Annotated in this window: 17 protein-coding genes, 1 tRNA gene and 1 pseudogene; 13 read left to right on the top strand and 6 right to left on the bottom strand. The window is 69.7% G+C overall.

What is annotated here, in order from left to right:
- The first annotated feature begins 9 nt into the window (after window positions 1-9).
- Entirely contained in the window at window positions 10-549 is a 540-nt protein-coding gene (locus tag AW273_RS30235) for a hypothetical protein (RefSeq protein ID WP_062355548.1), read from the top strand.
- 5 nt (window positions 550-554) lie between these two features.
- On the opposite strand, the gene AW273_RS30230 is transcribed toward AW273_RS30235, so the two are convergent.
- The gene (locus AW273_RS30230; protein ID WP_062355545.1) at window positions 555-1,943 is read right to left on the bottom strand and encodes an LVIVD repeat-containing protein; all 1,389 of its coding nucleotides are present in this window, start codon (window positions 1,941-1,943) and stop codon (window positions 555-557) included.
- A gap of 223 nt (window positions 1,944-2,166) precedes the next feature.
- Between AW273_RS30230 and AW273_RS30225 the strand changes: the two genes are divergently transcribed.
- From AW273_RS30225 to AW273_RS30215, 4 genes and pseudogenes are all read left to right on the top strand, one after another.
- A complete protein-coding gene (locus AW273_RS30225) occupies window positions 2,167-3,594 on the top strand; it encodes a DHA2 family efflux MFS transporter permease subunit (protein WP_062355542.1) in 1,428 nt (475 codons plus the stop codon).
- A gap of 16 nt (window positions 3,595-3,610) precedes the next feature.
- Window positions 3,611-3,958 (top strand): VOC family protein, encoded by a 348-nt coding sequence (locus AW273_RS30220; RefSeq protein ID WP_062355539.1) that lies wholly within the window; start codon window positions 3,611-3,613, stop codon window positions 3,956-3,958.
- Window positions 3,959-3,965: 7 nt separating this feature from the next.
- Window positions 3,966-4,220 (top strand): annotated as a pseudogene (locus AW273_RS39425) (ArsR/SmtB family transcription factor); the annotation flags it as partial.
- Between the two features lie 128 nt (window positions 4,221-4,348).
- Entirely contained in the window at window positions 4,349-6,592 is a 2,244-nt protein-coding gene (locus AW273_RS30215) for an ATP-dependent Clp protease ATP-binding subunit (RefSeq protein WP_063910152.1), read from the top strand.
- Here the strand turns inward: AW273_RS30215 and AW273_RS30210 are convergent.
- Window positions 6,579-7,160: a peroxidase-related enzyme gene (locus AW273_RS30210; RefSeq protein WP_062355536.1), complete on the bottom strand. Its 582-nt coding sequence runs from the start codon at window positions 7,158-7,160 to the stop codon at window positions 6,579-6,581. The two genes, AW273_RS30215 and AW273_RS30210, sit on opposite strands and share 14 nt — an antisense overlap.
- Before the next feature lie 79 nt (window positions 7,161-7,239).
- Here AW273_RS30210 and AW273_RS30205 point away from each other — a divergent pair, with 79 nt between their 5' ends.
- The 4 genes from AW273_RS30205 to selA all read left to right on the top strand — a co-directional run bounded on the left by AW273_RS30205 (window position 7,240) and on the right by selA (window position 11,117).
- A complete protein-coding gene (locus AW273_RS30205) occupies window positions 7,240-7,896 on the top strand; it encodes a winged helix-turn-helix transcriptional regulator (RefSeq protein WP_062355535.1) in 657 nt (218 codons plus the stop codon).
- A gap of 165 nt (window positions 7,897-8,061) precedes the next feature.
- Window positions 8,062-8,613, top strand: coding sequence for a carboxymuconolactone decarboxylase family protein (locus AW273_RS30200; protein WP_062355532.1), 552 nt, complete (start codon window positions 8,062-8,064; stop codon window positions 8,611-8,613).
- Window positions 8,614-8,697: 84 nt separating this feature from the next.
- A complete protein-coding gene (gene selD / locus AW273_RS30195) occupies window positions 8,698-9,759 on the top strand; it encodes a selenide, water dikinase SelD (protein ID WP_062355530.1) in 1,062 nt (353 codons plus the stop codon).
- Window positions 9,760-9,770: 11 nt separating this feature from the next.
- A complete protein-coding gene (selA, locus tag AW273_RS30190; RefSeq protein ID WP_062355527.1) occupies window positions 9,771-11,117 on the top strand; it encodes an L-seryl-tRNA(Sec) selenium transferase in 1,347 nt (448 codons plus the stop codon).
- 296 nt (window positions 11,118-11,413) lie between these two features.
- Here the strand turns inward: selA and AW273_RS30185 are convergent, their stop codons facing one another.
- The 4 genes from AW273_RS30185 to AW273_RS37575 form a co-directional block, all read right to left on the bottom strand.
- On the bottom strand, window positions 11,414-11,788 hold the full coding sequence (locus AW273_RS30185) for a VOC family protein (protein ID WP_062355524.1): 375 nt from the start codon (window positions 11,786-11,788) through the stop codon (window positions 11,414-11,416).
- Entirely contained in the window at window positions 11,785-12,411 is a 627-nt protein-coding gene (locus tag AW273_RS30180) for a TetR/AcrR family transcriptional regulator (protein ID WP_232327673.1), read from the bottom strand. The genes AW273_RS30185 and AW273_RS30180 overlap by 4 nt, the downstream gene beginning before the upstream one ends.
- A 47-nt stretch (window positions 12,412-12,458) precedes the next feature.
- Entirely contained in the window at window positions 12,459-14,225 is a 1,767-nt protein-coding gene (gene selB / locus AW273_RS30175; protein WP_062355521.1) for a selenocysteine-specific translation elongation factor, read from the bottom strand.
- Window positions 14,226-14,268: 43 nt separating this feature from the next.
- Window positions 14,269-14,362: transfer RNA gene (locus AW273_RS37575), tRNA-OTHER, on the bottom strand.
- A 201-nt stretch (window positions 14,363-14,563) separates the two neighbouring features.
- Between AW273_RS37575 and AW273_RS30170 the strand changes: the two genes are divergently transcribed.
- The 4 genes from AW273_RS30170 (at window position 14,564) to AW273_RS30155 (ending at window position 17,783) form a co-directional block, all read left to right on the top strand.
- The gene (locus tag AW273_RS30170) at window positions 14,564-15,007 is read left to right on the top strand and encodes a hypothetical protein (protein ID WP_062355518.1); all 444 of its coding nucleotides are present in this window, start codon (window positions 14,564-14,566) and stop codon (window positions 15,005-15,007) included.
- Window positions 15,008-15,057: 50 nt separating this feature from the next.
- Window positions 15,058-15,789, top strand: a complete 732-nt coding sequence (locus tag AW273_RS30165) for a DUF6073 family protein (protein ID WP_062355515.1) — start codon at window positions 15,058-15,060, stop codon at window positions 15,787-15,789.
- Window positions 15,790-15,858: 69 nt separating this feature from the next.
- Entirely contained in the window at window positions 15,859-16,518 is a 660-nt protein-coding gene (locus tag AW273_RS30160; RefSeq protein ID WP_062355512.1) for a hypothetical protein, read from the top strand.
- Window positions 16,515-17,783, top strand: a complete 1,269-nt coding sequence (locus AW273_RS30155; RefSeq protein ID WP_062355509.1) for an ABC1 kinase family protein — start codon at window positions 16,515-16,517, stop codon at window positions 17,781-17,783. Before AW273_RS30160 ends, AW273_RS30155 begins: the two co-directional genes overlap by 4 nt.
- Window positions 17,784-17,811 lie beyond the last annotated feature (28 nt).

The following is a 17,811-nucleotide window of genomic DNA, read 5'->3' as shown; positions in this document are numbered from 1 at the left end:
AGGTTCGCCATGCGCTCATGGGCCATCAACAACCGCTACCACCACCTCGCCCTCTGGGTCTATCTCGTGATCGTCGTCGCGCACTGGGCCGAGCACATCACCCAGGCGATCCAGATCTACGCGCTGGGCTGGCCGCTGCACGAGGCCCGCGGTGTCCTGGGCGTGCCGTTCCCGTGGCTGGTGCACTCGGAGTGGATGCACTACGGATACGCCCTGCTCATGCTCATCGGGCTGATCCTGCTCCGGCCCGGCTTCACCGGCCGCGCCAGGACCTGGTGGACGATCTCCCTCGGCATCCAGGCCTGGCACCACCTGGAGCATCTGCTGCTCCTCATCCAGGCGCTGACCGGCTCGTACATCGCCGGCAAGGCGGTGCCGACCAGCCTGATCCAGCTCCTCATCCCGAGGGTTGAGCTGCACCTGTTCTACAACAGCATCGTCTTCATCCCGATGGTGGTGGCGATGGTGCTGCACATGCGGCCCCGGCCGGAGGAACGGGCGGCGATGGACTGCGAATGCGCCACCCGTTCGCTCGTCTCGGCCCGCTGAGCGGCTCATGCCTTCCTGGCGTACTGGGTCTGCGCGTTGAACTCCTTGAGCTTCACGTCCTTGGCCGATCGCAGGCCGGGGTCGGTCAGATCCAGTACGTCCAGGCCCTTCTGGGTGTCGGTCACGTAGACGTAGCCGTTGTAGTAGTACGCCGACCAGGCGCCGCCGAGCATGAGCTGCTCGTCCGACAGCGGGGGCCGGTCGAAGTAGCCGATCTCCCTGGGCCGGCGGGGGTCGGTGAACTCCCAGATCGACACGCCGCCCTGGTACCAGGCCTGCACCATGACGTCGCGCCCGGCGACGGGCACCAGGGAGCCGTAGTGGGCCACGCAGTTCTCCGTCGGTCCCTGCTCGCGCGGGATCTTGTAGTAGCTCTGCTTGACCAGCCTGCGCTTCTCGATCGTGTAGACGGCGTTGGCGCCCCTCTCCGCGCCGACCATCGTGTTGCAGGTGGGGGCCATGCCGCCGCCGAGTTCGTCGGTGAAGACGACCTTGTCGCCCTTGTCGTTGAACAGCGCCGAGTGCCAGAAGGCGAAGTTCTCCACGTCGCGTTCGGTGTCGATCACGCGGGGCTTGAGCCGGTCGGAGATGTCGATCAGGATGCCGTCGCCCATGCACGCCCCGGCCATCAGGTCCTTGGCCGGGTAGGCGGCCAGGTCGTGGCAGCCGCTGGTCGGGAACCAGGTGGCGCCCTCGTCGCCCGGGTTGCCGCCGCCGGGGAACAACACCGGCTGGGCGGCGATCTTGGCCTTCTCGGGCGACTTGACCGGGACCTTCACGATCGCGATGCCGTTGTGCGGCGGCTGGCAGGTCGGGTTGGTCGGGGCGGGACCGTAGGAGGAGACGTACAGGAGGACCGAGTCCTTGTCCCGGCCCTCGCCGGGCACCAGCGTGTTGGTGTGCGAGCCGCACGGTGTGCGCACGGCCCCCACGTAGCGCGGGTTCGACTTGTCCCTGATGTTGAAGATCTTGATGCCCTCCCACGCCTCCGGGTCGGCCGGCGAAGCGGGCGTGCTCTTGCAGGTGTCATCGCTGCGCGGGTCGTCGGTGGACAGGAACAGCAGGTCACCGTGGACGGACAGGTCGTTCTGCGCCCCGGGGCACAGGACCTGGCTGACCGGCTTCGGGGCCGTGGGGGTGCGGATGTCGTACACGACGAAACCCTCGAAGTTGCCGGCGATCGCGTGATCGCCGGTGAAGGCCAGATCGGTCATCGGCGCCATCGGCGCGGCGAACGGGCCGGGTTTGGGGACGTTGGCCACCTGCTTGACATTCGGACTGTTGAGCACCGCGTCCGGCGCCGGGGAGGGCGCGGCGGCGCTGGGCGCGCTGCCGAAGGCCAGGGCGAGGACGGCCAGCGCGCCGCCCACGCGTAAGGGGGTTCTCCGGTTCATGACTTCCAGTGGATTACTTTATAAATATATAGTCAATATCGTTCGGTGAGAGATTCCACGGGAGCGACCCCGGCGCCTTCATGGGCATCCGCCCACCACCAAGTGACAGTTGACGCTTTCGGAAGCAGCCACTAACGTTTAAAACCATACAGTGATCTTTCGGCCGGGCCTGGAGCGCGCGAGGCGCTGCCCGACCCTTCCCCCCTGTCTGGTTGGAGTGACCATGACCGACGTCTCCTCGCAGTTCCCCAAGGACCGCCAACGCTGGACGCTCATCCTGGCCTCGTTCGCGTCCTTCATGGTCGGCCTCGACGTCCTCGTCGTGACCACCGCGCTGCCGACCCTGCACGAGGAGCTCGGCGCCGGCGTCGCCGGGCTCGGCTGGACCGTCAACGCCTACGAACTGGGCTTCGCGGCGTTCATCCTGACCGGCGCCGCACTCGGTGACCGCTTCGGGCGGCGGAACCTGTTCGTCGCGGGCATCGCGATATTCACGCTGGCCTCGGCCGTTTGCGCGCTCAGCACCACCATCGAGACCCTGATCGCGGCCCGCGCCGCGCAGGGCATCGGCGGCGGCATCGCCATCGCGCTGGCACTGGCGGTCATCACCGACGCCACCCCGCCACAGGAGCGCGGCGCCGCCTTCGGCATCTGGGGCGCCATCTCCGGTGTCGCCGTGGCCGCCGGGCCGCTGGTCGGCGGCCTGGTCATCCAGGGCTTCGCCTGGCAGTGGATCTTCTGGCTGAACGTCCCGGTCGGCATCGCGCTGATCGTGCTGAGCATGATGCGCATCGCCGACACCCGGGGTGCCGTGCGCGGCATCGACATCGTGGGCCTGATCCTGTCGACGCTCGGCGTGTTCGGCATCGCGCAGTCGCTCATCCGGGGTGGCGACGTCGGCTGGACCGAGCCGACCATCCTCATCGGCTTCATCGGCGGCCTGATCGCGCTGATCCTGTTCGTGTACTGGCAGACCAAGGCCCCCAGCCCGATGATGCCGATCGGCATGTTCGCCAACCTCAGCTTCACCGGCGGATGCATCGCGGGCTTCGTCCTGGCCGCCGCCCTCTACGGCAACGGCTTCGTGTTCGCCCAGTACCTGCAGCTCGCCGAAGGCAACTCGCCGCTCGGCGTTGGCCTGCGCATGCTGCCCTGGGTCGGCCTGGCCATCTTCATCTCCCCGATCGCCGGGAAGCTGGCCGACAAGATGGGCGAGCGCCCGCTGGTCATCATCGGCCTGCTGCTGCACGCCATCGGCTTCGGCGCCATCGCCTTCATGGCCGACGCCGGCACCGGCTACGGCGCGATGATCTTCCCGCTGCTGCTCGCCGGTGTGGGCGTCTCCATCGCCTTCCCGACCGTGGCCTCCGCCGTCATGCGCTCGGTGAACCCGATGGAAGCGGGCATCGCGGCGGGCGTCAGCAACACCGTCCGCCAGGTCGGCGCGGTCTTCGGCGTCGCCGCCGCGGCCGCCACCTTCACCGCGACCGGCGGCTACGGCAGCGCCGAGAGCTTCGTCGACGGGTTCACCCCGGCCACGATCGTGCTCACCGTCATCACCCTGGTCGGCGTGCTGGCGGCCTTCATCATCAAGCGGCCCGAGTTCGACATGGCGCCGTCCCCCGAGCCTTCCCCCATCCGCGAAAACTAACGAGAAGGGACACATCATGGGCAACCCCATCGCCTGGTTCGACCTCACCTCCAAGAACGCGGGCGTCTCCCGCAGCTTCTACTCCGAGGTCTTCGGCTGGAAGATCGACGTCGACCCCCAGATGGGCTACGGCATGGTCGACACCGGCTCCGCCGAGGGCATCCCCGGCGGCATCGGCGAGAACCCCGACGCCGCCCCCGCCCTGGTCGTCTACCTCGTCGTCGACAACGCCGAGGAGACCCTCAAGCAGGTCGAGGCCAACGGCGGCCAGCGCGACGTGCCGCCGTACGAGATCCCGGGCATCGGCACCATGGCCACGTTCAAGGACCCCGACGGCATCACCGTCGGGCTCTGGCAGCGCTGAGCCCCGCATGAGCGCCGATGAGATGGGCGGACAGCCCCCGGACGAGGAGCTCGACGTGGTCCTGCGGGCCATCGCCGACCCGACCCGCCGGGCGATCCTGCATCTCATCGCCTCCACGGAACTTCCGGCCGGGCGGATCGCGGAGCACTTCGCGGTCACCCGGTCGGCGGTTTCCCAGCATCTGAAGGTCCTGCGGGAGGCCGGCCTCGTGGTCGAGCGCCGGCAGGGCACCCGCCGCCTCTACCGGGCCAGCCAGAGCACCCTGGCCAGACTGCGCGCCTTCCTCGAGGACATCTGGTGGGCGGGCTTCGCGCGGGCCCGGGTCGAGGCGGAAGACCGGGATCCAAAAAAAAATGACTCCATGACGGGGTGGCCACGCGAGGAGCGACGATGGTGGACCGGCTCAGCGCACGTGCGCGCAAGGCGGTCGTCCTGGCCCAGGAAGAGGCCAGGATGTTCAATCGCAACACCATCGGCACCGAACATCTGCTGCTCGGCCTGGTCCAGGCCGGAGGGATCGCCGGAGCGGTGTTCCACGAGATGCGGGTCGAACTCGACCTCGTCCACGAGCAGATCGAGATCGTGGTCGGCCCCGGGCCCGTCTTCACGCCGGGACCGATCCCGCTCGGGGAACCCGCGACCCGGCTGATGGCCCGCGCCGCCGAGGAGGCCCGCCGCCTCGGCGAGGACACCGTCGACACCGAGCACATGCTGCTCGGCCTGCTCGCCGACGAGGACGACCCCGCCGTCGCCGTGCTGCACGGCCTGTCCGTCGACCCGGTCCGCGTCCGTGAACGCGTCTACGAACTGCTGGACCAGGTCCCCGAGCCGATCCGCGCCGCCACCGGGCCGGTGCGCTCGGTCGACCTGCTGCTGTCGCGGTTCGGCCGCAGCCTCACCGACGCGGCCCGCTCCGGCGAGCTCGACCCGGTGATCGGACGGGACCACGAACTCGACCGGCTGGTGCAGGTGCTGCTGCGGCGGACCAAGAACAGCCCGTTGCTGATCGGCGAGCCGGGCGTGGGGAAGACCGTCCTGGTCGAGGCGCTCGCGCAACGGGTGGTCGCCGGGGCGGTGCCGGAGGAACTGCGCGGCAAACGCCTGTACGCGCTGGACCTCGGCTCGCTGATCGCAGGGGCCCGGGAACGCGGCGTCTTCGAGGAACGCCTGCGCACCATCCTCAACGAGGCCCGCACCGACGGCGACGTCGTGCTGTTCATCGATGAGATCCACGCCCTGATCGGCGCCGGCGACCGGGCCGGCGCGCTCGATGCCGCTGCGATCGTCAAACCGCTGCTGGCCAGGGGCGAACTGCGCGTGATCGGGGCCACCACCCCGGAGGAGTACCGCCGGTACTTCGCCGGTGACGTCACGATGGACCGCCGCTTCCAGCCGATCACCCTGGAGGCCCCCAGCGTCGCGGCCACCATCGGCATCCTCAAGGGCCTGCGACCCCACTATGAGACGCATCACCAGGTCGTCATCACCGACGAGGCGCTGGTGGCCGCCGCACGCCTGACCGACCGGCACGTCACCGGCCGCGCCCTGCCCGACAAGGCCATCGACGTCATCGACGAGGCCGGGGCGCTGGCCCGGGTCCGCTCCCTGACCGCCGGCCAGACCCGCGACAAGGTCGACGAGGAACTGGTCGCCGAGGTGCTCACCGCGATGACGGGCATCCCGCTCGAACGGCTGACCTCCGAGGACCTGATCCGCCTGCGAGGGCTGGAAGGCGAACTGCGGGCCCGCGTCGTCGGCCAGGACGCCGCCATCGCCTCCCTCGGCGCGGCCATCAGGCGGTCCCGGGCGGGGGTCGCCGATCCCGACCGCCCCGTCGGGTCGTTCCTGTTCGCCGGCCCCTCGGGAGTCGGCAAGACCGAACTGGCCCGCGCTCTGGCCGGGGTGCTGTTCGGCGCCGACGACGCGCTGATCCAGCTCGACATGAGCGAGTACGCCGAACGCCACTCCGTCTCCCGGCTGATCGGCGCCCCGCCCGGCTACGTCGGATTCGAGGACGGCGGGCAGCTCACCGACCGGGTCCGGCGCAAGCCGTTCAGCGTCGTGTTGTTCGACGAGATCGAGAAGGCCCACCCCGACGTGCTGGACGTGCTGCTCCAGCTCATCGAGGAAGGCAGGCTGACCTCAGGCGACGGCCGCACCGTCACCTTCACCAGCGCCGTGGTCATCCTGACCACCAACCTCGGGGCCCGTGAGGCCTCCCACCTCAGCACTGGGTTCGTGGGGGAGCGGGTGGCCGGCAGCCTCGTCCTGACCGAGCTTCGCCGGTACCTGCGGCCCGAGTTCCTGAACCGGCTCGACGACATCGTGGTCTTCGCCCGGCTCGGCCATGCCGAGTTGCTGAGCATCGTCGACATGGCCGTGACCGACCTGGCCCGGCGCCTGTTCGAGAGCGCGGGCATCCGGCTCCAGGTGACCGCGCCCGCCCGGGAGCTCCTCGCCCGGCTGGGGGACGATCCGGTCATGGGCGCCCGCCCGCTGCGCGGCGCGGTCAGGCGCGAGCTCGACGACACGCTGTCGGCCCAGCTGCTCAGCGGCCGGCTGACCGCCGGGCAGACGGTGCTGTTCGGGGTGAGCGACGGGGAGCACCCGTCGCTCACCTTCACCGTGGTGTGAGCGTCTCGACCTCGGCGAGCTGCCCCAGGGAGACCAGCCCGGCCGCGCTCACCATCCGGGTCACCCAGTTGAACTGGCAGGCGGTCCAGAGCGCCTCCAGGATCTGCGCGTCGCTCCAGCCGCACGCGCGCGCCTTGGCGAAGTCGGCCTCGGTGATGCGGTGGGATTCGTTCGTGATGCGCCCGGACAGGCGCAGCAGCTCGCGCACCGGCTCCGGCAGCTCCATCTGCTCGACGTCCTTCACCCCCAGGCTCGCCTTCAACGTGGCGTCGGCGTTCAGCAGATCGAGGAAGAGCACGTGCGCGTCGACGCAGTACTGGCAGGAGACCTCGCGGGCCACGTACGCCGCGATGAGCTCCTTCACGTCGCGCGGCAACTCGCCGTCGTCGAAGACCGAGCGGTAGCCGTCCCAGAACACCTTGAGAAATGACGAGCGAGTGCTGACGAGCTTGAAGACGTCGGGCACCAGACCGAGCCCGAAGTGGTCACGGATTTCGTGGTAGAGGTCAGCGATGTCGCCGGTGGCGGCGCCTTCGGTGACGACCGGGACGTGGACGCCTTGGGTCATGTGCCCTCCTCGGGGTTGCCGAGACAACTTACGTATTCTATGTATAATTAAAGTAACCAGGCGAAGCAAGGAGGCTGCCATGGGTCACGTGCGCCGCAACTACGGCCAGTACTGCGGGCTGGCGGCAGCCCTCGACGTCATCGGAGAGCGCTGGACCCTGCTCATCATCCGCGAACTCCTGCTCGGGCCCCGCCGTTACGGCGAGCTCCTGGAGGCGCTGCCGGGCATCGGCACCAACCTGCTCGCCGAACGCCTCAAAGTGCTCCACGAGCTGGGCGTCATCACCCGCCCGCAGTCCCGCGACCAGGGCTACGCGCTGACCGAGCTCGGCCACGAGCTGCGCGAACCGGTGCTCTCCATGGCCCGCTGGGGGCTGAACTTCCTCGACGCTCCCACGCCCGACGTCGAGACCCGCGCCCACTGGGGCTTCCTGGCGGTCCAGGCGATGATCGACCCCGAGCGCGCCACGGAGATCGACGAGTCCTACGAGTTCCGCGTCGACGACGTGGTCTTCCACATCACCGTCACCCACGGCAAGCCGGTGGCCCTCGAAGGACCGGCCGACGGCGAGCCCGCCGTGGTGGCCAGCACCGACGCGCGCACCTTCGTCGAGATCGGCGCCAAGCGACTGACCCCGTTCGAGGCCCTGGCCTCGGGACGGCTGCAGCTCACCGGCGACACCGACGCCATCGTGCGCTCCAGCGTGCTGCTCGGTCTGATGGCACCGGTCGAGTGAGCTTGACTTAGATGTAGAGACCATCGACGGAATCCGATCTCAAGGATCATGCGGCCCTTATTGACTATATAAACTTAAAGTCCTCTACTGGGAAGAGTCGGGTCGAAACCTGACGCTCGTCCGGCGGCTCCGCGGGCGTACTCGCCATTTCCAGAGGAGAGACCAATGCCGCACATCGCCATGTCCCCCGAGCTTGCTCCCGGCACGCCCGGTCTGTTCCAGTACCGCCCCGAGACCGGGCGCCCTCTCGGCGAACTCGCCGAGACGCTGCTGCGCAGCCCCCACTCGCTCGGGCGGGGTGACCGCGAGCTCATCGCGACCTACGTGTCGGTGCTCAACCACTGCAAGTTCTGCAGCTCCACCCACTCCGAGGTCAGCGCCGCCCAGATCGAGGGCGGGCGGGCCCTGGTCGACAAGGTGCTCGACGACGTCGACAGCGCCCCGATCTCGCCCAAGCTCCGCGCCCTGATCAAGATCGCCGGAGCGACCGTCGAAGGCGGCCACGCCGTGACCGCCGAACTGGTCGACGCGGCCCGGCAGGCCGGCGCCACCGACACCGAGATCCACGACTCGGTGCTCATCTCGGCGGCGTTCTGCATGTTCAACCGCTACTGCGACGGGCTGGCGGCGATCGTGCCCGACGACCCGAGGGCATACGCGGGCATGGCCCAGATGATCATCAACGACGGTTACCGGATGTGCGCCACCGGCCACTGACGGCCTCCCAGGCGGCGGTCCCGGTGGCGCCGAGCCGCCGGGGCAGCCGCCCCGTTCCGCCGACGCACGTCCGGGAAGGGCCCCATGAGGGAAAACACCACCGTCCGACTGACCACGTTGTCGCCCGGCGCGGGATGCGCCTGCAAACTGCCGCAGGCGTCACTCGAAACGCTCATGACCAGCCTCAACGGGTTCGGCGCCGGTGCCGCCGACGACCTGCTGGTGGGCCTGCCCGAGGGCGACGACGCCGCCGTGCTCCGCTTGGGCGACGGCCAGGCGCTCATCCTGACCACCGACTTCTTCACCCCCGTCCTCGACGACCCCTACGACTGGGGCCGCGTGGCCGCGGCCAACGCCATGTCCGACGTGTACGCCATGGGCGGCCGTCCCGTCGCCGCGCTCAACCTGGCGGCCTGGCCGGGCGACGGCCTGCCACTGGAGATGCTCGCCGACGTCATGCGCGGCGCGTCCACCAAGGCCGCCGAAGGCGGCTGCGCCGTGGTCGGCGGCCACACGATCGCCGACCCCGTCCCGAAATACGGCATGGCCGTCATCGGCCTGGCCGACCCCACGCAGTTGATGACCATCGACAAGGTGCGCCCCGGTGACCTGCTCGTGCTGACCAAACCGCTCGGGACCGGCGTCATCGTCACCGCCCTCAAGCAGGACGCCGCCGACCCCGCCACACTTGCCGAGGCCGTCACGTCGATGACCACCCTGAACGCGCACGCCGCCCGCGCCGCGGTAGCAGCCGGAGTACGGGCCGCCACCGACGTGACCGGCTTCGGGCTGCTCGGCCACCTGCGGCGTATGCTCAGCGCCAGCGGCCTGGCCGCCAAGGTCGACGCCGACCGCGTGCCCCTGCTGCCCGACGCTCGCGAACTGGCCGCCAAGGGGTTCGTGCCCGGCGGCACCAAAGCGAACATGAGCTTCCTGACCGACTGGGTCGACGTCGCGGTGTCGGTCGACGAGGAGGTCGCGATCCTGCTGCACGACGCGCAGACCTCGGGCGGCCTGCTGCTGGCGGTGCCGCCGTCGGCGGCGGACCTGGTCGAGAAGCTGCGGGAGCACGACGTGTCCACGGCCGTCATCGGCGAGGCCGTCGCCGGGCGCCCTGGCCACATCTCCGTCCACGCCGGCGCGTGAAGGGAATCCAGATGACCATCGACCCCCGCCGCGCGTTGCCGAAGACCGATGCCGTCCTCGCGTTACCGCTCATGGGAGAGATGGCCGCCACATGGGGCCGCCCGTTGGTGACCGACAAGGTCCGCCGGGTGCTCGACGACGCCCGTTGTGCCATCGGCGAAGGCGGGACCGTGCCGTCCCCCGACGAGGTCGCGGAGACGGTGGCCGCTTCACTGACCACTCTCGACGCGGCCCGGGTCAGGCCGGTGATCAACGCCACCGGGGTCGTGCTCCACACCAACCTCGGCCGCGCGCCCCTGTCGGAGGCGGCGCGAGCCGCGGTGAACGCCGCCGCCGGCTATTCCACGGTCGAGTTCGACCTGGCCACGGGCGGCCGGGGCAAACGCGGCGCCACCGTGAACACCCTGCTCCGCGAGCTGAGCGGCGCCCCCGGCGCCCTCGCGGTCAACAACGCCGCGGCGGCGTTGTTCCTCGCGCTCGGCGCGTTCGCCCGCGACCGCGAGGTGATCGTCTCGCGCGGCGAACTGGTCGAGATCGGCGGCGAGTTCCGTATCCCGGACATCATGGAGGCCGCCGGAGCCCGGCTCGTCGAGGTCGGCTCGACCAACCGCACCCACCTGGCCGACTACGTGAACGCCGTCACCGACCGCACCGCGATGGTCCTCGTGGTGCACCCGTCGAACTACCGCATCGAAGGCTTCACGGCCGCGCCGCCGCTGCCCGCCCTGGTCGCCGCCGCTCACGAGGCGGGCCTTCCGCTCCTGCACGACCTGGGATCGGGACTGCTCACCGGCCACCTGGGCGATGAGCCGACCTTGGCGGAGAGCCTGTCGGCCGGGGCCGACCTGACGGTCTTCTCCGCCGACAAGCTGTTCGGCGGCCCCCAGGCGGGGATCGTCGTCGGCGACGGCACGCTGGTGCAGCGCCTGTCCCGGCATCCGATCGCCCGAGCGGTGCGCATCGACAAGCTGACCTTGGCCGCCCTGGAGGCCACTTTGCTGTCTCATCTGGGCGGACGCCGGAGCGAACTGCCCGTGTGGCGCATGCTGGACGCGCCCCTCCACGAGCTCACCCGCCGGGCCGACCGGCTGGCCGGCTCGATCGGGTGGCGGGCCCGTGTGCGGGAGGGCACGGGCATGGTCGGCGGGGGCAGCCTGCCCGCGGAACGGCTGCCGTCGGTGCTGGTCGAGCTGAGCTGCGGGCCGTCGGGTGAGGCGGCCGTCATGGCGGCGCTGCGGGCGGGGGAGACGCCGGTGATCGTGCGGGCCGAACGCGGGCGGGTGCTGGTCGACCTGCGGACGGTCGCCCCCGAGGAGGACGACGTTCTGGAGAAGGCGCTGCTGGCGGCACTGCCGTAACCGCCCTCGGCCTTCCGTAGACGCAGATCTCGGCGTTACGGAAGAAGGCGAACATGGATTCGCTGCCGCCGCCCAGCGCGGCCGGCGATGGCGGGCGTCATTCCGCGCACACCAGTGCCCGGTCCGCCCGCCGGCGAGCGATGCGACCTGTCGTGCGCGCACGTCTGGGATGCCTCCAGCGTCGCCGCTCTGGATGCCGTCCAGGCCAGATACGCAGCGCGGGGGAAGATCGTGGAGATCATCGGCCTGAACGAATCCACGGCAGGCTGTCGGGCGAACTGTCCAGCCATTGACCGTCACGCCGGGGACATCACCTCGTAGAGGTTGCGGGCGGCGTCGACGAAGAACAGCCCGCGCGGGCACAACGGATGATCGATGCGGCCGTTGTCGGGGTGGGCCGGGTGGTTGCCGTAGGGCACACCCGTCCGCTGCAGGCGGTCCAGAATCTGTTCGAAGGTGGCGGGGTCCACGTCGAAGGCCAGGTGCACGCCGACGGGGCTGTCCACGGTCATGAAGTCCAAGGTCAGCGCGTCGTTGATCCGCACGGGGGCGAAGTGGCCGTTTCGGCCCGCGGGTGGAAGCCGTCGCAGGCCCATGACGGAGGCGAAGAACCGGGCCGCCTCCCGGTTGTCGACGGCGGGGACGATGGCGTGGTTCAGCGTGATGGTCATCGTGTCCTCCCCGGGTCGGCGAGGGCGCCGTTGAGAAGAGTGTCCACCAGCTCTTCGGGAGACGGTTCTCCCTGGTGGGAAGCCATTTGAGAGCGGGTGAAGAGCATTCCCAGAAAGAGCGAGGCGACCTTCTCGGGTTCCAGTCGCAGCAGATCGCGGTCGGGCTCGATCAGTTCGGCGACGGCCTCGCAGGTCGCCTTCATCGAAGCCTCTCTGCCGCCCGGCGCCGGGTTCTCGCCGGAAGGACGTTCGCGGCGGTGACCGGAGGTGTGGAGGGCGCCGATCACCGTGCCCATGCGTTCAAGGTGAGCGCGCAAGGCCTCGGCCGCCTGGGCCAGCCGGTCAGGGAGCGGATCGTCCTGCGGGATGGATGCCAGTTCGCGCAGAACGTGGTCGGGGTTCATCGCCTCGGCGGTACAGGCGTCCATTAGTTCACTCTTGTCGGCGAAGACACGGAAGATCGTGCCTTCGCCGATGCCCGCGGCTCGGGCGATCTGTCCTGTGGTGACGGCTGCGCCGTGTTCGGTGACCAGCGGCAACGCGGCGGCGACGAGATCGGGGTGTCGAGGGTGACGAGCACGCATGCCCTCGGCCATTCGCAGATGGCGGAAAGAGGGCTTCATGGCGCCTCAACGGCTGTCTGCTGGACCTTCCGAGTTCCGCGCGAAGTTCAGACAATCAACCGAGGCCTCATTCGCCGGCTCGTGTTGTCGACGCGGACGGTATGCCCACGTTCGTCGAGAAATTCGAGCAACGGAATGACGACCCGTCGGCTCGTACTCAGCGCGCTGCGGGCCTCACTCGCGGTGAACGGTTGTGGCAGTTCCCCGAGGATCTCCACGGCTCGCGGCTCTGCCGCGATCGGCAGCACGACCCCTTCGGCCAGCCGTAAGACGGCGCCGACCTTGTGCGCGGCGATGGCGGCGCGGGAGTCCAGCCCGAGCTGGGCGAGCCGGCCCGCCTCCGGCGCCTGGAACGGCGTCGTCTCCAGCTCCCGCTCCAGGCGGCGCACGGCGGCGGCGATCGCCTCGGGGAGCTTGGGCCGGTCGGCGGGCCGGTGGATCCGCCCGGCCTCGATTCGCAGCGGAGGCCGCACCAGCGCCTCGACGAGCCGCCGGTCGGGCAGGTCCAGCAGTTGCCGGGCCACCTCGACGGGAAGCGTCGGAGCGAGAGGGTTGCCCAGGGCGTAGTCCTTGGCGAGGGCGCTGAGCCGCTGGCATTGGCTGACCCACCACCCCGGGTCCACCCGCCAGTCGCCGTCGACCGCCCGGCCGACCGCGCGCAGGCCCATCAGGCCGAAGTCGTGCTCCTTGAGGTAGTGGTGACGGGCCAGCAGCTCGTGGGCGGTCGGCGGGTCGGGCCACTCGGCCAGCTCGTCGGCCGCGCGGACCGCCGCGCCCCGGCGCCGGAACGGCGGCGGACGCACGTCGAGCACCGTCAGGCCGGTCACCCGTCGTGAGCCAGGATCGCGGAGGATCACGCGGTCGCCGACGTGCAGCGGCAGGGGGTGTTCGAGCGTCAGCCGCGCCGTGGTCTCGCCCAGCCGCCGGATCCGCACGCTCACCGACGCCGATCCGACGTGCAACAACGACTCCCGAGGCAGCAGGTCGGAGGTGCCCGCGCGCAGCCGCACGTCGACGGTGTCGGCGTCGCTCCACCGGCCGGGGGTGACCAGGGCCATCCCTCGCCGGCACTCGTCGAGGTCGACGCCCTTGAGGTTGAGGGCGACCCGGGCCACGCCCGTCACCGTCTCGACCTTCCGCTTGAGCGACTCCATGCCGCGGATCTTCACGATCCGGCCCGACGGGCTGAGCTGGAGTTCGTCGCCGACGTTCACCGTCCCGGCCGGGAGGGTCCCGGTCACGACGGTGCCCATGCCCTTGATGGTGAACGCGCGGTCGATCCACAACCGGACCGGCGCCGCGTCGTCGGGGGCGGGAAGTGAGGCGACGAGTTCGTCGAGGGCGGTCACCAGGTCGTCGATGCCCGCACCGGTGATGCTGCTGACGGCCACGGCGGGCACGTCGGCCAGCGAGGAATCGGCCAGCTCCAGCCGGGCCTCCTCGATGGCCAGCTCGGCGTCCCCCCGGTCCGACCTGGTGACGACGAGCAGTCCGTGGTGCACGCCCAACGCGTCGATGACGGCGAGGTGCTCGGCCGACTGGGGCATCCATCCCTCGTCGGCCGCGACCACGATCAGCACGGCGGGCACCGGGCCGATCCCGGCCATCATGTTGGTCACGAACCGCTCGTGGCCGGGAACGTCGACGAAGGCCAGCGCGCGTCCCGAGGGCATGGTGCGCCATGCGAACCCCAGGTCGATCGTCAGCCCTCGCCGCCGTTCCTCGGCCCAGCGGTCGGGTTCCATCCCGGTGAGGGCGCGGACGAGGGTCGACTTCCCGTGGTCGACATGACCGGCGGTCGCGACTACGTGCATGCGCGCCACTCCTCACCCTGAAGAATCCCGCGGTGGAGCGAAAGCGGAGGCGAACGGGAATCGAACCCGCCGGCGACGTCGACCGCCGCCCCATCGGTTTTGTAGACCGGGAGGGCCACCAGGCACCCAACGCCTCCACGAAGTAACTAACGATATTGACAGGCGCGTCGTCAACCGGGTTCCGGAAGGTTTCTCCAGGTAGAGGCCCTGATCAGGGTATTCAAAGGCTGGTTTGTTCATTGGAACTCTTCAGCATTCGATCGCCTTGACTATATGAATTTAAAGCACTCAACTGAGGATCGACGTTCAGACCTTCCGAGCCCTGGTTGGGAGACGACATGACCATCGCTGACAGTCCGTTGCCGACGACATCGCCGGACGTCGGTCCTCTGCTGAAGGAGTACCGCGAGGTGTTCGTCCCCGCCGCGGTGGACTACCTCGAACGGCGCATCAGCGCCAACGAGCTCCGCGAACGCTGGAAGCCGCACTACTACGGGACCTTCCACCAGTACGACGTGACGGTGGAGCGGGCCTGGCGGGAGCAGAGCGGATCGACGGGACTGCTGGAGTCGGGCGGCCCGCCCGCCGACCCCCGGCACGAGACGCCGCTGGCCCACTTCCCGGTGAGCGTCGCCTACAACAACCTCGACCGGCTGATCGAGGTGCTCGCGGTGGAGCTCGGCGACCAGACGGTCGACAAGACCCGCCTCCGCGAGCGGACCGTGGACTTCGCGCATGTCATCGATTCGCTCGACGCCCTGATGTCCTCCCTCGACGACTGACGAGGGCGGCGCAGGGCCACCACCATCGCTCTCACTCGAAAGGTTGAACTGTGAGCGAACCACAGGGAATCCTCAGACAACTCCTGGAGAGGGGGGTCGCGGCGGACATCGACCCCGCGTCCCTCTCTCCGGCGGAGGTCGTCCGGGGCCACGACTCAGCGTGGGGAGGGCCGGGGAACCTCTACCCCATCCGCCCTTACACGCTGACGCCGTCGGCTCTGGAGACGTTCATCGTCCGCGAGCGCATCCACGTGCGCATCGACGGTCTCGGTGAGGACATCGTCGACCTCCACGGCATGGCGATCTACCGTCGCCACGACCCGCACGCCGCCGGCGAGCTGAACTGGGCCAGCGCCACGATCACGGCCCAGTTCCTGTCGCTTCAGGTGACGGGGCACAGCGAGCTCTTCGGCCAGGTCAAGGTGTCGAACACGCCTGGCAAGTCGGAAGGGGCGCGGGTCAAGCCGAGTCCGACCCCGGACGATGGGACACCGATGCCCATCAAGGACTGTATCACCATGATCTATCCTCGGTTCGAGGTAGAGCAGCTCGGCACGACCGTCGACACGGGCGACCAGGTGGTCCGTCTGGAGTCGCGGGTCGCGATGGTCCCCCCGATCGGGGACGTGTCGCGAACGAACAAGCACTACGCGCTGTACGACAGCGAAGGTCGTCAGGTCGGTGAGCTCCTGGCCGCCGACATCGAGATCGGGAACCTCCTGCACCACGTCCCGATCGCCAGCGCGGTGATCCCCGCCGAGCTGGCACGACTGCTCGCGTAGGCACCCTTAGCGATGGATGACGTGCGTGTTGCCGGGCCGGCTCGGGCGAATTTCCGCGCGGGCCGGCTCGTGTCCTATGCCTTCGGTGTCGAGGCCGCCATCGGGGCCAACCCGATGCGGTACCTGTTCGCGCGCCGCTTCTCCGCCGCTCCGGAGACGGCGGTGACCGCGATCTTCGTGATCAAACCCGACGTGTTGTTCGGCACCTACGTGTGGATGGAGGAGGACCGCGAGCCCGGCGACTGCCGGATCAGCACCTTCCTGCCGACCATGCGCAAGCCGATCCAGGTCGTCGACCGCCTGGCCTTCGACTGCCTTCCGCTCACCGACATCGGCTACATCGACCTGATGGCCTGGCCCCATCCCGTGCTCCAGCTCTCCCACGACGGCGAGCCGGGCGCGGGCACCCGCGTGTACCGGGGACCGGCTCGCTTGAACGGCCTGGCGGTGCGGGAGTGCTTCGTGCCCGGCACCGGCGTGGTCGTCGACCGCGTGGTCGAGCAGCGAGGGGAGGCGGTCCGCCGCTGGCAGGCGCTGGAACTCGGCGATCGCGCCGAGGACTGGCTGCCCCGCCGTGTCCGGGTGTCCCGGCTCGACAGCGGGCACCGGACCGACTTCACCCGGAGCGGGCCGGCCGTTCCGCTGGCCTGCGACGACTTCGACGGCACCCCCGAGTCGCTGCGCGAGGCGGTCGAGATCGCGCTTGCCGGGGCGGGGGCACGGCGATGACCGTGGCCCTCCGCGTCGTCCAGGTGGCCGTCCACCTGGTGATCGCGCTGGGCCGGATGGCGGTGGTGGCCCTGGTGACCCGGCGGCGGGCGGCGCCGGCCGCGGAGGTGGCCCGCCTGCTCGAACGGCTCGGCGGTGCCTTCCTCAAGGCCGGGCAACTGCTGGCGACCCGGGTCGACGTCGTGGGGGAGACCCTGGCCGCGGAGCTGGGCCGGCTGCACGACCACGTGGCGCCCATGTCCGCGAAGGACGCGCTGCTGACCGCCCGGCGGTCCTTCGCGCGGCCTCCCGACGAGATGCTCGCGGCGCTGGCGCGTCCGCCGATCGCGAGCGGCTCGATCGCGTGCGTCTACCGGATGACCTGGCAGGGCCGCGACCTCGCGGTCAAGGTCAGGCGGCCGGGGGTGGCCCGCGTGTTCGCCGCCGACACCGCCGTCGTCGGCGGACTGGCCCGCTTCGCCGCCCGGATACCCCGTCTGGCCCGGCTGCCGCTGACCGACATCGTCGGCCAGCTGGGCGAGGCGTTGCGCGGCCAGCTCGACTTCGACCGGGAGACCCGGCATCTCCACCGGCTGCGCGCCGATCTCGCGGACGTGGCGGGCGTGATCGTCCCGGAGGCGGTGGACGAGCTGACCGCCGGCGGCGTCATCACGATGACGTTCGTCGAAGGGCTGACGAAGGAGCCGGGCGACCGGGCAGCGGTGGAACGCGGCGTGACAACCCTGGTCCGCGCGGTTTACCACATGCTTTTCGTACGCGGATTCATCCACGTCGACCTGCACCAGGGAAACGCCTACATCCGCGCCGGCGGCGAGGTCGTCGTGCTCGACGCCGGATTCATGTTCCCGCTCAGTGAAATGGCGCGGACCAGCTTCACGCGATTCTTCGGCGGAATGATCAAAGGCGACGGCGAATCTTGCGCGCGCATTCTGCTGGCCAGTGCGCGGGGAGTTGCCGATGGTGCCGATGTGGCCGGATTTCAGCGCGAGGTCGCCGATCTGGTGAACCGCAGCTCAGGTGCGGTCGCGCAGGACTTCGAGCTGGGCCCCTTCGCGGTCAGGCTGTTCGACCTGCAGCGGAGCCACGCCGTTTTCGCGGAGCCGGAATTCGTGTTTCCGCTGCTCTGCCTGCTCGCTTTGGAGGGCACGGTGCGGCGGCTTCATCCGCTGATGGATTTCCAGATGGAGGCGGCTCCGTACGTGATGCAAGGCCTCCTTACGGGGGCCTTGACAGCGTCGGAGGCGCCGGAGAATATGACTATATAATTCTAAAGTAAGTGTGGGAATTCGACCG

It is taken from the genome of Herbidospora yilanensis (assembly GCF_001570565.1).
GTDB lineage: Bacteria > Actinomycetota > Actinomycetes > Streptosporangiales > Streptosporangiaceae > Herbidospora > Herbidospora yilanensis.
Note: the sequence above shows the minus strand (reverse complement) of the source record. Positions and strands in the feature narration are given on the sequence as shown.

What these genes read in the sequence shown, in the direction of transcription:
- AW273_RS30235 (WP_062355548.1), top strand. Translation starts at nt 10, where the DNA reads ATGCGCTCATGGGCCATCAACAACCGCTACCACCACCTCGCCCTCTGG.
- AW273_RS30230 (WP_062355545.1), bottom strand. Translation starts at nt 1,943, where the DNA reads ATGAACCGGAGAACCCCCTTACGCGTGGGCGGCGCGCTGGCCGTCCTC.
- AW273_RS30225 (WP_062355542.1), top strand. Translation starts at nt 2,167, where the DNA reads ATGACCGACGTCTCCTCGCAGTTCCCCAAGGACCGCCAACGCTGGACG.
- AW273_RS30220 (WP_062355539.1), top strand. Translation starts at nt 3,611, where the DNA reads ATGGGCAACCCCATCGCCTGGTTCGACCTCACCTCCAAGAACGCGGGC.
- AW273_RS30215 (WP_063910152.1), top strand. Translation starts at nt 4,349, where the DNA reads ATGGTGGACCGGCTCAGCGCACGTGCGCGCAAGGCGGTCGTCCTGGCC.
- AW273_RS30210 (WP_062355536.1), bottom strand. Translation starts at nt 7,160, where the DNA reads ATGACCCAAGGCGTCCACGTCCCGGTCGTCACCGAAGGCGCCGCCACC.
- AW273_RS30205 (WP_062355535.1), top strand. Translation starts at nt 7,240, where the DNA reads ATGGGTCACGTGCGCCGCAACTACGGCCAGTACTGCGGGCTGGCGGCA.
- AW273_RS30200 (WP_062355532.1), top strand. Translation starts at nt 8,062, where the DNA reads ATGCCGCACATCGCCATGTCCCCCGAGCTTGCTCCCGGCACGCCCGGT.
- selD (WP_062355530.1), top strand. Translation starts at nt 8,698, where the DNA reads ATGAGGGAAAACACCACCGTCCGACTGACCACGTTGTCGCCCGGCGCG.
- selA (WP_062355527.1), top strand. Translation starts at nt 9,771, where the DNA reads ATGACCATCGACCCCCGCCGCGCGTTGCCGAAGACCGATGCCGTCCTC.
- AW273_RS30185 (WP_062355524.1), bottom strand. Translation starts at nt 11,788, where the DNA reads ATGACCATCACGCTGAACCACGCCATCGTCCCCGCCGTCGACAACCGG.
- AW273_RS30180 (WP_232327673.1), bottom strand. Translation starts at nt 12,411, where the DNA reads ATGAAGCCCTCTTTCCGCCATCTGCGAATGGCCGAGGGCATGCGTGCT.
- selB (WP_062355521.1), bottom strand. Translation starts at nt 14,225, where the DNA reads ATGCACGTAGTCGCGACCGCCGGTCATGTCGACCACGGGAAGTCGACC.
- AW273_RS30170 (WP_062355518.1), top strand. Translation starts at nt 14,564, where the DNA reads ATGACCATCGCTGACAGTCCGTTGCCGACGACATCGCCGGACGTCGGT.
- AW273_RS30155 (WP_062355509.1), top strand. Translation starts at nt 16,515, where the DNA reads ATGACCGTGGCCCTCCGCGTCGTCCAGGTGGCCGTCCACCTGGTGATC.